Source organism: Pantoea sp. GM_Pan_4, from assembly GCF_026541005.1.
Lineage (GTDB): Bacteria > Pseudomonadota > Gammaproteobacteria > Enterobacterales > Enterobacteriaceae > Pantoea > Pantoea dispersa.
Genome location: NZ_JALNUZ010000005.1, coordinates 171,779 through 185,251, shown reverse-complemented (window position 1 = coordinate 185,251; position 13,473 = coordinate 171,779). Strand labels below are relative to the sequence as shown.

The following is a 13,473-nucleotide window of genomic DNA, read 5'->3' as shown; positions in this document are numbered from 1 at the left end:
TTTTTATTCAATACGCTGCTGGCACTTACGAGTTTAATCTGGCGAAGAGTAATGCACCGCAAGCCTGCTGTCTCTGCTTTCTTGTGCTTTTACGACCCTTTTCGCACCGCATTGAGACCAGGATAGTTCTCATTCAGATTTATGCGAAGCGACTCCAGACTGTGCCGGTAAATTTACGCCCATCATGAAAAAACGATATCGAATGAAAAAAATCACACTTGCCGCCCTCTCTTTGCTGGCTTTCAGCGCCATCGCGCCGGCCCACGCGGCCGATGAAAAACGTTACATCTCCGACGAATTATCCACCTGGGTACGCAGCGGCCCTGGCGATCAGTATCGCCTGGTTGGCAAGCTGAATGCCGGGGAGGAAGTCACGCTGCTGCAAACCAATAATGACTCGCAGTACGCGCAAATCCGCGATGCAGAAGGCAAAACTAACTGGATCCCGCTGTCGCAGCTCAGCGCCTCCCCCAGCCTGCGCACTCGCGTACCGCAGCTGGAGCAGCAGGTCAAAGAGCTGACCGACAAACTGGCGAACATTGATAACAGCTGGAATCAGCGTACGTCAGAGATGCAGAACAAGGTGGCCAACAGCGACGGCACCATCAACGGCCTGAAAGAAGAGAATCAGAAGCTGCGCAACGAGCTGATTGTGGCGCAGAAGAAAGTCAGCGCCGCTAACGTTCAGCTGGATGACAAACAGCGCACCATCATCATGCAGTGGTTTATGTATGGCGGCGGCGTGCTCGGCGTAGGTCTGCTGCTCGGTCTGCTGCTGCCGCACATGGTGCCGCGCCGCAAGAAAAACGATCGCTGGATGAATTAAAGCCGCCACGCCATTTGTGGTTTGCCTGGAGGGGATCGTAAGATGCCCCTTTTGGCATGCCCGCTTTTTCGCCAAAGTATGCAACAATAACGTAACAAGCGTGCGCGGCACGCAAAAGTGGATTGCCTCTGGAGTGATTGAGTGAAGACGTTTCTGGTCGGTGGCGCAGTGCGTGATGCCTTATTGCGTTTGCCGGTAAAAGATAGAGATTGGGTGGTGGTGGGCGCAACGCCTGACAGCATGCTGGCGCAGGGCTATCAGCAGGTGGGCCGAGATTTTCCGGTTTTTTTACACCCTGAAAGCCGCGAAGAGTATGCGCTGGCGCGCACCGAGCGCAAAAGCGGCAACGGTTATACCGGCTTCGTGACGCAGTTCGCGCCGGACGTGACGCTGGAGCAGGATTTACAGCGTCGCGATCTGACCATCAATGCCATCGCGCAGGCCGCTGACGGCACGCTGATCGACCCTTATCACGGCCAGCAGGATTTGCAGCAGCGCACCCTGCGTCACGTGTCGGCAGCTTTTAATGAAGATCCGCTACGCGTGCTGCGCGTGGCGCGTTTTGCCGCCCGTTTCGCCCACCTCAATTTCCGCGTGGCGCCTGAAACCCAGGCGCTGATGCGCGAGATGGCGCACAGCGGTGAACTGGCGCACCTCACCGCAGAGCGGGTGTGGAAAGAGACGGAAAAAGCGCTGCTGACGCGCAATCCACAGGTCTATTTCCAGCTGCTGCGCGACTGCGATGCATTGCAGGTGCTGTTCCCGGAAATCGACAACCTGTACGGCATTCCGGCCCCCGTTAAGTGGCATCCGGAGATCGACACCGGCGTCCACGCGCTGATGACGCTGACCATGGCCGCAGCGCTCTCCGACCAGCTTGACGTGCGCTTTGCCACGCTGTTCCACGATGTGGGTAAGGCGCTGACGCCGCCAGAGAAATGGCCGAGCCATCATGGCCACGGCCCGGCCGGTGTTCCGATTGTTGAAGCGCTGTGCCAGCGGCTGCGTGTGCCGAACCAGGTGCGCGATCTGGCCCTGGTGGTGACGGAGTTTCACGATGTGGTGCACACCATTGAACGCCAGCCGGCTGACGCGCTGGTGGCGCTGTTTGACCGCATCGACGCATGGCGCAAGCCCGATCGCGTGGAAAAGATGGCACTGACCAGCGAAGCCGATGCACGCGGGCGTACTACGCTGGAGAGCATGGCTTATCCGCAGGGCGATTATCTGCGGCGCGCGTTTGCGCTGGCGCAGGCGGTACCCACCAAAGCGGTGGTCGAGGCCGGTTTCACAGGCGCGGCGGTGCGGGAAGAGCTGACGCGTCGGCGCGTGCTGGCGTTGCAGGAAGGGTTAATCGACGCGCGGCCAGCGTAACCGGCCGCGCCTCGCGTATTACATAAAGATGGCGTAAACCGCTGCCGCGACGATAAAGCGGTAGATGGCAAACGACACAAACGAGATACGTTTGATCAGCTCAAGGAACACTTTGATCGCCAGCAGCGCGACAATAAAGGCGGTCACGAAGCCCACGGCAAACATCGGGAAATCCTGCATCGTCAGGAAGCCCATGCTCTTGTAGAGATCGAGTCCGGTAGCACCGATCATCATTGGTACCGCGAGGATGAAGGAAAACTCGGACGCCGCATAGCGGCTGACGCCCATCAGCATACCGCCGGAGATGGTGGCGCCGGAACGCGAGAAGCCCGGCCACAGCGCCAGACACTGGAAGCAGCCAATCATAAACGCCTGGCGATAGGTGATGTCATCAATGCCCACCGCTTTCGGCTGCTTTGGCTTGAGATATTCCGCCGCCAGCAGCAGCACGCCGCCCACCACCAGCGCATACATCACGTTGATCGGGTTAAACAGGGTTTTAATCTGGTCATGCAGCACCAGGCCAATCACTACCGCCGGCACCATACCCAGCAGAATGTGAATCAGCGTCAGTTTTCCGCTGCCGACGCCTTCGTGGCGCTCCTGGCCGAAGTGAATGCCGATCAGGCCAAACAGCCGGCGCCAGAACATCACGACTACGGCGAGGATTGAGCCCAGCTGGATCACCACTTCAAAGGTTTCCGCCTTCTCACCCTCGAACCCCAGCAAATGGCCAACAATAATCATGTGGCCTGTGGATGAGACCGGCAGGAACTCCGTAAGGCCTTCCACAACCCCGAGGATTGCAGCTACCCATAGCTGATGAATGTCTGCCATCAAATTTTACCCTCTATCCGTTTTAAACAGTAAAAAGGCGGTCGCGCACCGCTACCGCCTGAAATTATGCCTGCACCTTGCTGAAGGAAACCTTAAGGATTTCGGTCACTTCCCCTTCATCAGCGCAGCGGCCTCCACTGAGACACACCATAATTTGGTTTGGTTTCATTGTGATGGCAATCACGCAGGATTTATTTAGGAATAGTCCCGCGCTCAATTCTCACGCCCACGCTCGCCGCCTGGGCGACAGCCCCCGGTTTACCTACCTTCACGCGTACTCCGGGCGTTTTGAAACGATTCATCAACAGATCGGCGATTTCTTCTGCCACCCGTTCGACCAGCGCGAAACGCTGCCCCTGCAGATGACTGAGGATCGCTTCGGTGACATCGGCGTAGCTCAGACAGTGGTTCACATCGTCGCTCACCGCTGCCTGACGGTTGTCCCACGCCATTTCGACATCGAGCACCAGCTTCTGCTGCATGCCCTGTTCCCAGTCGTAAACGCCAATGGTGGTGAACACGGTGAGTTGTTCTATAAATACGATATCCATGATGTCACTCTCTGTTTTTGGCTTAGCCGGATACCACTTCCGGCGGATTATGCGTATTATCCACGCTTATCGAGAACAAAACGACCCAAAAGGAACGGTACGAAGCTATGAGTGCTATCGCGCTTGGTATGATTATTTTCGCGTATCTTTGCGGCTCGATTTCCAGTGCGATCCTGGTTTGTAAACTCGCTGGTTTACCCGATCCCCGCAGCGCAGGCTCTGGCAATCCAGGCGCCACCAACGTGTTACGTATTGGCGGTAAAGCCGCCGCTGCCGCGGTACTGATTTTCGACGTGGCGAAGGGAATGGTGCCGGTATGGATCGCCTGGTGGCTGCACGTCACGCCGATGTATCTTGGTCTCACGGCCATCGCCGCCTGCCTCGGCCATATCTATCCGGTGTTTTTCCGCTTTCGCGGCGGCAAAGGTGTGGCCACCGCGTTTGGGGCCATCGCGCCGATTGGCTGGGACCTGACCGGCCTGATGACCGGCACCTGGCTGCTGACGGTGCTGCTCAGCGGCTACTCATCGCTGGGCGCGATCGTCAGCGCGTTGATTGCCCCGTTTTATGTCTGGTGGTTTAAGCCGCAGTTCACCTTTCCGGTGTCGATGCTGTCATGCCTGATTTTGCTGCGCCATCACGACAATATTCAGCGCCTGTGGCGCGGTCAGGAAAACCGCGTGTGGAAGCGTAAAAAGAAGAAATAAAAAAACCGGCGCGCAGCCGGTTTTTTATCATCAGATGGCCGGTAATTCCGCCAGCGGCCAGCGTGGCCGCACACTGACGCCCAGCTCACCGCGCGTGCCGCCTTTCAGCCGCACCATGCCGGCATAGGCAATCATCGCACCGTTATCGGTGCAGAACTCCGGACGGGCATAAAACACCTCGCCGCCGCGCGCGCTCATCATGGTTGCCATGCGTTCACGCAGCGTGCGGTTGGCGCTCACGCCGCCGGCAATCACCAGGCGTTTGAAGCCGGTCTGCTCCAGCGCACGCTTGCATTTGATCATCAGCGTATCCACTACCGCATCTTCAAAGGCGCGGGCGATATCGGCGCGCGCCTGTTCGTCACCGTCATGTTCGCGAATGGTATTCGCCGCGAAGGTTTTCAGGCCGGAGAAGCTGAAGTCCAGCCCAGGACGATCGGTCATCGGGCGCGGGAATTTAAAGCGATCCGGCGTGCCCTGCTGTGCCATGCGCGACAGCATCGGGCCGCCCGGATAATCCAGCCCCAGCAGCTTGGCGGTTTTATCGAACGCTTCCCCGGCGGCATCATCAATCGATTCGCCCAGCAGCGTATATTCACCAATACCGGTGACGCTGATCAGCTGCGTGTGGCCGCCGGAGACCAGCAGTGCCACGAACGGGAATGCCGGTGGGTTGTCTTCCAGCATCGGCGCCAGCAGATGGCCTTCCATGTGATGCACCGGCACCGCCGGCACGTTCCAGGCGAACGCCAGCGCGCGGCCAATGGTGGCGCCAACCAGCAGCGCACCGACCAGGCCGGGACCGGCGGTGTACGCCACGGCGTCAATCTCTCCGGCCTGTAAGCCCGCCTGTTTCAGCGCGGCCTGGATCAGCGGCACGGTTTTCCGCACGTGATCGCGCGAGGCCAGTTCCGGCACCACGCCGCCGTAATCGGCATGTAATTTTACCTGGCTATATAATTGATTCGCCAGCAGACCGGACGCATCGTCATAAATCGCGATGCCGGTTTCATCGCAGGACGTTTCAATACCCAGAACTCGCATAGCTTTATCACCCTCTTCTTGCGGCGCGCAGTGTAGCACAGGCCGGCTGACGCCTGCCCCCTTCCGCACGCGAAAAAGTGTTTTTCTGTCGCGCAAAGAGTGCGCTATACTCCACGGCCTGAAAAAACCGGCAGCCGCACAGGCAAACGCTCCTGTTGGTTCTAAATTGTCCATGGTGCTTTACAAGCCAGCCGCGCCTGGAGTAAAATGCTGCACCATTTTGAAAAGTGCTGGCGCCGCAGTCAGCAGCAAAAACCGAATTTTATCGAGGTGAGAGTTACATGCCGGTAATTAAAGTACGTGAAAACGAGCCATTCGACGTAGCACTGCGTCGCTTCAAGCGTTCCTGCGAGAAAGCAGGCGTTCTGGCTGAAGTTCGTCGTCGTGAGTTCTATGAAAAACCAACGACTGAACGTAAGCGCGCTAAAGCGTCTGCTGTTAAGCGTCACGCCAAGAAACTGGCTCGCGAAAACGCACGCCGCACTCGTCTGTACTAATTTCTTTTCGGAAGTTCGCTTCCGCCGCGTGTTAAACGCAGACAGAGTCAAGTAAGAGGCCGTGCTTTCCGAAAGGAAGCGCGGCTTGTTGCCGTTTATGAGCTGAAAAACCGGGGCTTATGGCTGGACGAATTCCACGCGTATTTATCAATGATTTACTTGCCCGCACGGACATCGTGGATCTTATCGATGCCCGCGTTAAGCTGAAAAAGCAGGGTAAGAACTATCACGCGTGCTGTCCTTTCCATAACGAAAAAACCCCCTCTTTCACCGTAAGTGGTGAGAAGCAGTTCTACTACTGCTTTGGCTGTGGTGCCAAAGGCAACGCCATCGACTTCCTGATGAATCACGATCGTCTGGATTTCGTCGAGAGCGTAGAGGAACTTGCCACGCAGCACGGCTTAGAAGTGCCGTACGAAGCGGGCAACGGTCCGAGCCCGATGGAGCGCCATCAGCGCCAGAGCCTGTATCAGCTGCTGGAAGGTTTAGACAGCTTTTATCAGCAGAGCCTGCGCAATCCGCAGGCGAAATCAGCACAACAGTATCTTGCCACACGCGGTCTGAGCCAGCAGGTGATCGATCACTTTGCTATTGGCTATGCGCCAGCCGGCTGGGACAACGTACTGAAGCGCTTTGGTCAGCAGAAAGAAGATCGTGAATCGCTGATGGAAGCGGGCATGCTGGTCAGCAATGACAGCGGCCGCACCTACGATCGTTTCCGCGATCGCGTGATGTTTCCGATTCGCGACAAGCGCGGACGCGTGATTGGTTTTGGTGGCCGTGTGCTGGGCAACGATACGCCCAAGTACCTGAACTCACCGGAAACACCGATTTTCCATAAAGGCCGCCAGTTATACGGCCTGTATGAAGCGCAAAAAAATCATCCACAACCGGCGCGTCTGCTGGTGGTGGAAGGCTATATGGACGTGGTTGCACTGGCGCAGTTCGGCATTGATTATGCTGTCGCCTCGCTGGGCACCTCGACCACGGCGGAACATATCCAGCTTTTGTTCCGCTCGACCGATAACGTGATCTGCTGCTACGACGGCGACCGCGCCGGTCGTGAAGCTGCATGGCGTGCGCTGGAAACCGCATTGCCTTACATGAATGACGGTCGTCAGCTACGCTTTATGTTTTTGCCCGACGGCGAAGACCCGGATACCCTGGTGCGTAAAGAGGGCAAAGCAGCGTTCGAAGCGCGGATGGAGCAGGCTATGCCGCTCTCCACGTTTCTGTTCGACAGCCTGATGCCGCAGGTGGATCTGAGTACGCGCGACGGCCGTACCAAGCTGGCGACGCTGGCGCTGCCGCTGATCAGCCAGATTCCGGGCGAAACGCTGCGGATTTATATGCGTCAGACGCTGGGTAATAAACTCGGCATTCTGGACGATAACCAGTTAGACAAGCTGATGCCGAAGCAGGCGGAAAGCGGTACCGCGCCGGTGGCGCCACCGATGAAACGCACCACCATGCGCGTGCTGATTGCGTTGCTGGTGCAGAATCCGCAATTTGCCGCCATCGTGCCTGCGCTGGACGGGCTGGAGCAGTCTAAATTAGCGGGATTGCCGCTGTTTGTGGAGTTAGTCCGCCGTTGTACTGAGAATCCTGGCCTGACCACCGGACAGCTACTAGAGTTATATCGCGGGACAGAATTTAGCCAGCCCCTTGAAACACTGGCCACCTGGAACCACATGATCGTAGATGACGAAGCGGAAGAAGTGTTCCAGGACTCGCTGGCAAGCATCTATGATGCTGCGCTGGAGCAGCGCCTCGAAGCACTGATTGCGCGCGATCGGACTGAGGGCCTGAGCGCCGCCGAACGCCGTGAATTCTGGGCATTAAGCCAGGCATTAGCCAAAAAATAAGATTTTACCGGGTCAGAATGATGAAGGCTGATAACGCCGCCCTTCTTGCCTGATGTTTCTGGTTTATGGACGCTGTAAGCGAAGCCGGAAGCAATGCATACATACCATAGGCGTTAACGTCGCTGTCAGTTTCAAGGCTGCCAGCACGCAGCAACCGGAGCGTACTGGCGTACGTGAGGGATTGCGAGCACTGCCAGCATTGAAAATGGCAAGTGAGTTAGCGCCGGACAGAATATTAAGCGGCTTAAGTGCCGATTTACGATGGGCCAAAGCCCTGGCCGCGTTGAAGGCAGCGGCAAAAACACAACGCCTTCACTGTTATAGTTGGCTCGCTGCCGACCGACACCAATCTAATTAACAGAAGTGTGGATACCGTCTTATGGAGCAAAACCCGCAGTCACAGCTTAAGCTGCTTGTCACCCGTGGTAAGGAGCAGGGCTATCTGACCTATGCTGAGGTCAATGACCATCTGCCGGAAGATATCGTCGACTCCGATCAGATCGAAGACATCATCCAAATGATCAACGATATGGGTATTCAGGTGGTGGAAGAAGCCCCGGATGCCGATGATCTGATGCTGAATGAAAACAGCACCGATACTGACGAAGATGCCGCGGAAGCTGCCGCTCAGGTATTATCCAGCGTTGAATCTGAAATTGGCCGTACCACCGACCCGGTACGCATGTACATGCGTGAAATGGGTACCGTTGAACTGCTGACGCGCGAAGGCGAAATCGACATCGCCAAGCGTATCGAAGACGGTATCAACCAGGTGCAATGCTCTGTCGCCGAATACCCGGAAGCAATCACCTACCTGCTCGATCAGTACGATCGCGTTGAAGCGGGCGAGTCACGCCTGTCTGACCTGATCACCGGTTTCGTCGATCCGAACGCCGAGGAAGATCTGGCGCCAACCGCGACCCACGTCGGTTCTGAGCTGTCGGAAGAAGACCGCGACGACGACGAAGAGGAAGACGAAGAGAGCGACGACGACAGCTCTGACGACGATAACTCTATCGATCCGGAACTGGCGCGCGAGAAGTTTAACGACCTGCGTACGCAGTACGAAACTACGCGCACCGTGATCAAAGCCAAAGGCCGCAGCCATGCGGACGCCGTGGCCGAGATCAACAATCTCTCTGAAGTGTTCAAACAGTTCCGCCTGGTACCGAAGCAGTTCGATTACCTGGTGAACAACATGCGTGAAATGATGGAGCGCGTGCGCACGCAAGAGCGCCTGATCATGAAGCTGTGTGTTGAACTGTGCAAAATGCCGAAGAAAAACTTCATCACCCTGTTTACCGGTAATGAAACCAGTGAGAGCTGGTTCAAAGCGGCACTGGCCATGAACAAACCGTGGTCGGAAAAACTGCAGGAAGTGGAAGAAGATGTCATGCGTTCGCTGCAGAAACTGCTGCAGATTGAAGAAGAGACCGGCCTGACCATTGAGCAGGTGAAAGACATCAACCGTCGTATGTCGATCGGCGAAGCCAAAGCGCGTCGTGCGAAGAAAGAGATGGTTGAGGCTAACCTGCGTCTGGTGATCTCCATCGCCAAGAAGTACACCAACCGTGGCCTGCAGTTCCTCGATCTGATTCAGGAAGGCAATATCGGTCTGATGAAAGCGGTGGATAAGTTTGAATATCGCCGTGGCTATAAGTTCTCAACTTACGCCACCTGGTGGATCCGTCAGGCTATCACCCGTTCCATCGCCGACCAGGCGCGTACCATCCGTATTCCGGTGCATATGATTGAGACCATTAACAAACTCAACCGTATTTCGCGCCAGATGCTGCAGGAGATGGGCCGCGAGCCAACGCCGGAAGAGCTGGCTGAGCGCATGCTGATGCCGGAAGATAAAATCCGTAAGGTGCTGAAAATCGCTAAAGAGCCGATCTCCATGGAGACGCCGATTGGTGATGATGAAGATTCGCATCTGGGCGACTTTATCGAAGACACCACGCTGGAGCTGCCGCTGGATTCCGCGACTTCGGAAAGCCTGCGTTCTGCCACTCACGATGTGCTGGCTGGCCTGACCGCGCGTGAAGCCAAAGTCCTGCGTATGCGTTTCGGTATCGATATGAACACCGACCACACGCTGGAAGAGGTGGGCAAACAGTTTGACGTAACGCGTGAGCGTATCCGTCAGATTGAAGCCAAAGCGCTGCGTAAACTGCGCCATCCGAGCCGCTCGGAAGTGCTGCGTAGCTTCCTCGACGATTAATCGTCCTGGTCAGTAAAAACCCCGGCTAGCCGGGGTTTTTTATTGTCTTCAGTATGGCGTCAGCCCTTTCTCCTGCATCACGCTGCGCGCCTTGTCGCTCTGCAGGTATTTCACGAACTTCGCCGCGGCCTGCTGCTGCTGGCTGCTGCGCGTGATCACCGCACCGTACAGCGTATCCTGCTGTGCCGCCGGCGGAATCAATCCCACGATAGTAATGCCTTTCACTGCCTTCAGCTCGCTGTTCTGCTGGAAGCCCAGCTCGGCTTTGCCCTGCGCGACCGCCTCACCCACCGGCGTGGCCGGAATCACGGTGATTTTCGCCGCCGTTTTCGGGCCCAGCTGCAGCTTATCCAGCATCTTGCTCTGAATATATTTGCCGCTGGCGCTGTCAGACACAGCGATACTTGAGGCGGAGGTCAGCACCTGTTTGAACTTCGCGACGGTACTGATATCCGGCGGCGTGGTGCCCTGCTTCACCGCCATGGCGATGTACGAGTGCGCCAGCACCTGATGGCTGGCGCTATCCACCCATTTGGCCTGCTCCAGCGGCTTGATGGCGTAATCCACCATCACCAGCACGTCGGCGCTTTCATGGCGTTTAAGGCGATTAGGAATCGCCTGCGGCGTATCACCCATCGACGGCGCCGCTTCCAGCTCAATGCTATCGCCGCTCTGCTGCTGATAATCCTGCTTCAGGCTTTCAATTACCGGATACATACCGCCGGAACTGAATACCTTCAGCGTTGCGGCATGGACGCCCGGTTGCGCCGCCAGCAGCAGTGCCGCCAGAACCATGGTGCGTTGCTTCATCTCCCTGCTCCTTTTTTTGCGTGGAGCATCCGGTGTAGCCAGAAACAAAACGATGAACAACGTTATTACCTGATGAAACAGAGCCAGCTCACGCCTTATTCTGTAACCAATCATGAAGCTGGCGATAAGCAGCAACCATCTCTTCCAGCGAAGCGCGGTTTAATCCGCTGGGATTGGGCAGCACCCATAAGCGGGTTTCGCCCAGCAACTGCGGCTGCTCGCCCCATGCCACGTTGCGCTGACAAAACGCCTTCTGAAACGCATCCTTACCCAGCACCGCCAGCGCCCGCGGCTGAAAGCGCAGCACCTTTTCCTGCAGACGCGCGCCGCCGTCACGCAGCTCCGCGCCCGCCAGCTCGCTGGCCTGAATGGTAGGGCGCTCTACCAGCATGGTGATGCCGCAGCCGGTCTCCAGCAGCCGCTGTTCCTGCTCCGGCAGCAGCTGTTCGCGGGTAAATCCGGCCTGATGGATGACCTTCCAGAAGCGGTTGCCGGGATGCGCAAAGTGAAAGCCGGTATGCGCCGAGGATTTGCCCGGATTGATGCCGCAAAACAGCACCTGCAAATCGGGCGCGATAATGTCGCGGATGTCGTGATCGCTCATGCTGTCACCAGCCCGGCGCGCAGTTTGACTGCCTGACGCGTCACCTCCAGCATCTGGCGCGCCTCCGCTTCGTCAGTGCAGGCGCGCGCCAGCGCCAGCGCACCGACCATTTCGGCCTGCATGCTGCTGGCGATACTTTCCGCCTGCGCATGTCCCAGCTGCTGCAGCGCCTGTACCAGCTGACGCCGCACCGCTTCGCGCTTCGCTGAAAACAGCGCCCGCGCATCCGGCGGTAAATGCGCCACTTCGCTGACCAGCGCCGGTATCGGACAGCCCTCGCCCGGCGCGCCACAGTGCTGGTCCGACAGATAGCGGTCGATCCACTGGTTCAGCCGTTCAGCCGGATCCTCAATCGCCAGCACGGCGGCAAAACGCTGCGCCGAGTCGGCAAACATCTCGCTAATCACCGCTTCGACCAGCGCTTCACGCGAGGCAAAGTGCGCATAAAACCCACCGTGCGTCAGGCCGACGCGCTTCATCAGCGCTGCCACGCCAATGCCTTCGGTGCCGCATTCGCGCATCACCACCGCCGCTTCTTCCAGAATGCGCTGCCGCGTACGCGCCTTATGGCTTAGCTTTTCCATCGGTTGTTACCCTGCTCATCGTTAATGGCAATCAGTGTAATTATTACGATCGTCATATTCCAGCTTGACGATGGATATGATGGTCGTCATATTACCAACACGCCAATATGACGACCATCATACAGAGGGCTTTTCCATGTCACACCAACTGGCTTTAATCACCGGCGCCTCCAGCGGTATCGGCGCAACTTACGCAAAACAGCTGGCTACACGCGGCAACGACCTGATTCTGGTGGCGCGCGATGCTGCACGTCTGAGCGCACTGGCGCAGTCGCTGCACGAAGCGCACGGCGTGGAAGTCAGCGTGCTGGCTGCGGATCTGACGCGCCATGAGGATCTGGCGCGTATTGATAGCGAGCTGCGGAACAATACGCGTATTACCACGCTGATCAACAATGCGGGCATGACGGTGGAAGGCGAGTTTATCGACGCCAGCATCGACCAGACACAAACAATGCTGGCACTGAACGTGGTGGCGCTGACGCAGCTCTCTCACACGGCCGCGCAGGTTTTCCGCAGCCGCAACGCGGGCACTATCGTAAATGTGGCGTCGGTACTGGCGCTGGTCAACGAACAGGCAAACGGGGCCTACAATGCGACGAAAGCTTTTGTGCTCTCGCTGACGCGTAACATGCAGCGTGAGCTGGCGGGCCACAACGTACGCGTGCAGGCGCTGCTGCCGGGCCTGACGCGCACCGAGATTTTCCAGCGCACCGGGCGCTCGGTGGATGACCTGCCGGCAGAGATGGTGATGGAGGTCGATGACTTAGTCGCCGCTGCGCTGCGCGGTCTGGATGACGGCGAAGCGATCACTATCCCTTCGGTGGAAGATATGGGCCTGTGGCAAAGCTTTGAGCAGGCGCGCGGCGCCATCCTGCCGTTTATCTCGCTGAATAAGCCCGCCACGCGCTATCGCTGAGCCTGCGCATCCTGAGACAAGGCAGCAAGCCTTGTCTCAAAAACGCGACAGCAGTGGGCGTTTATTGCGCGCATCTGTCAGGGCTTCGGGATTTTTTGCTGTGAGATCAAGGACTCAGTGATTGCGGGAATTTTCATCAACCGATTGAGTAACGCTGGATCGCCCCACCGAGATACTTTATAATCCCCGCTCCGCTGGCCCCTTAGCTCAGTGGTTAGAGCAGGCGACTCATAATCGCTTGGTCGCTGGTTCAAACCCAGCAGGGGCCACCAAGTTTAGTGATGTAAATCATGCATTTAAGCCACCTTTCAAGGTGGCTTTTTTGTTTTCGTAATCTGTCATTGGCAGCAAAATGGCAGCAGATTTTCCACCTTTGCATTACTCTACTGACTCAACGAAAATTTTGGCTTCGAAACTGCGATTCAAACAGTGCTCAAATCTAAGAGCATATGATATAAATTAGCCACGCACGAAAGATTTAAAAGTCATCGATTATGCCAGTGCAAAATAGTAATTGGTGAAAAAACAGGCAATTCTCATGAAGTCAATCAACTAATGGTAGCTATTGACGAAAAGAGATTGATAACGGACTTCGAGTACCCTGGTTTTAAGTAGCTACAACTAACTAAAC

The 13,473-nt window shown here is 56.9% G+C and carries 13 protein-coding genes and 1 tRNA gene; 8 read left to right on the top strand and 6 right to left on the bottom strand.

What is annotated here, in order from left to right; genetic code table 11:
• The first annotated feature begins 202 nt into the window (after positions 1-202).
• Positions 203-826, top strand: a complete 624-nt coding sequence (locus OXR61_RS13605) for a TIGR04211 family SH3 domain-containing protein (RefSeq protein WP_010618709.1) — start codon at positions 203-205, stop codon at positions 824-826.
• 141 nt (positions 827-967) lie between these two features.
• On the top strand, positions 968-2,200 hold the full coding sequence (locus OXR61_RS13600; RefSeq protein WP_021509623.1) for a multifunctional CCA addition/repair protein: 1,233 nt from the start codon (positions 968-970) through the stop codon (positions 2,198-2,200).
• Between the two features lie 18 nt (positions 2,201-2,218).
• On the opposite strand, the gene bacA is transcribed toward OXR61_RS13600, so the two are convergent.
• Both bacA and folB read right to left on the bottom strand, forming a co-directional pair.
• Positions 2,219-3,037 (bottom strand): undecaprenyl-diphosphate phosphatase, encoded by an 819-nt coding sequence (gene bacA / locus OXR61_RS13595; RefSeq protein WP_031280132.1) that lies wholly within the window; start codon positions 3,035-3,037, stop codon positions 2,219-2,221.
• A 191-nt stretch (positions 3,038-3,228) separates the two neighbouring features.
• Positions 3,229-3,588, bottom strand: coding sequence for a bifunctional dihydroneopterin aldolase/7,8-dihydroneopterin epimerase (folB, locus tag OXR61_RS13590; RefSeq protein WP_021509625.1), 360 nt, complete (start codon positions 3,586-3,588; stop codon positions 3,229-3,231).
• Between the two features lie 107 nt (positions 3,589-3,695).
• Here folB and plsY point away from each other — a divergent pair, with 107 nt between their 5' ends.
• Positions 3,696-4,295: a glycerol-3-phosphate 1-O-acyltransferase PlsY gene (gene plsY / locus OXR61_RS13585; RefSeq protein WP_021509626.1), complete on the top strand. Its 600-nt coding sequence runs from the start codon at positions 3,696-3,698 to the stop codon at positions 4,293-4,295.
• A 30-nt stretch (positions 4,296-4,325) separates the two neighbouring features.
• Here the strand turns inward: plsY and tsaD are convergent, their stop codons facing one another.
• On the bottom strand, positions 4,326-5,339 hold the full coding sequence (gene tsaD, locus OXR61_RS13580) for a tRNA (adenosine(37)-N6)-threonylcarbamoyltransferase complex transferase subunit TsaD (RefSeq protein WP_031280133.1): 1,014 nt from the start codon (positions 5,337-5,339) through the stop codon (positions 4,326-4,328).
• 281 nt (positions 5,340-5,620) lie between these two features.
• Between tsaD and rpsU the strand changes: the two genes are divergently transcribed.
• From rpsU to rpoD, 3 genes are all read left to right on the top strand, one after another.
• Complete coding sequence (gene rpsU, locus OXR61_RS13575; RefSeq protein WP_001144069.1) at positions 5,621-5,836, top strand: 30S ribosomal protein S21; 216 nt, start codon at positions 5,621-5,623, stop codon at positions 5,834-5,836.
• Positions 5,837-5,955: 119 nt separating this feature from the next.
• Complete coding sequence (gene dnaG / locus OXR61_RS13570; protein WP_021509629.1) at positions 5,956-7,701, top strand: DNA primase; 1,746 nt, start codon at positions 5,956-5,958, stop codon at positions 7,699-7,701.
• A 379-nt stretch (positions 7,702-8,080) separates the two neighbouring features.
• Positions 8,081-9,925 (top strand): RNA polymerase sigma factor RpoD, encoded by a 1,845-nt coding sequence (rpoD, locus tag OXR61_RS13565; RefSeq protein WP_021509630.1) that lies wholly within the window; start codon positions 8,081-8,083, stop codon positions 9,923-9,925.
• A gap of 48 nt (positions 9,926-9,973) precedes the next feature.
• On the opposite strand, the gene OXR61_RS13560 is transcribed toward rpoD, so the two are convergent.
• The 3 genes from OXR61_RS13560 to OXR61_RS13550 all read right to left on the bottom strand — a co-directional run bounded on the left by OXR61_RS13560 (position 9,974) and on the right by OXR61_RS13550 (position 11,923).
• Positions 9,974-10,735: a substrate-binding domain-containing protein gene (locus OXR61_RS13560; protein ID WP_021509631.1), complete on the bottom strand. Its 762-nt coding sequence runs from the start codon at positions 10,733-10,735 to the stop codon at positions 9,974-9,976.
• Positions 10,736-10,823: 88 nt separating this feature from the next.
• The gene (gene mug / locus OXR61_RS13555; protein ID WP_021509632.1) at positions 10,824-11,339 is read right to left on the bottom strand and encodes a G/U mismatch-specific DNA glycosylase; all 516 of its coding nucleotides are present in this window, start codon (positions 11,337-11,339) and stop codon (positions 10,824-10,826) included.
• Entirely contained in the window at positions 11,336-11,923 is a 588-nt protein-coding gene (locus OXR61_RS13550; protein WP_021509633.1) for a TetR/AcrR family transcriptional regulator, read from the bottom strand. Before OXR61_RS13550 ends, mug begins: the two co-directional genes overlap by 4 nt.
• A 136-nt stretch (positions 11,924-12,059) precedes the next feature.
• Here OXR61_RS13550 and OXR61_RS13545 point away from each other — a divergent pair, with 136 nt between their 5' ends.
• Both OXR61_RS13545 and OXR61_RS13540 read left to right on the top strand, forming a co-directional pair.
• Positions 12,060-12,842 (top strand): SDR family oxidoreductase, encoded by a 783-nt coding sequence (locus OXR61_RS13545; protein WP_021509634.1) that lies wholly within the window; start codon positions 12,060-12,062, stop codon positions 12,840-12,842.
• A 196-nt stretch (positions 12,843-13,038) separates the two neighbouring features.
• Positions 13,039-13,114, top strand: a tRNA-Ile gene (locus OXR61_RS13540).
• Positions 13,115-13,473 lie beyond the last annotated feature (359 nt).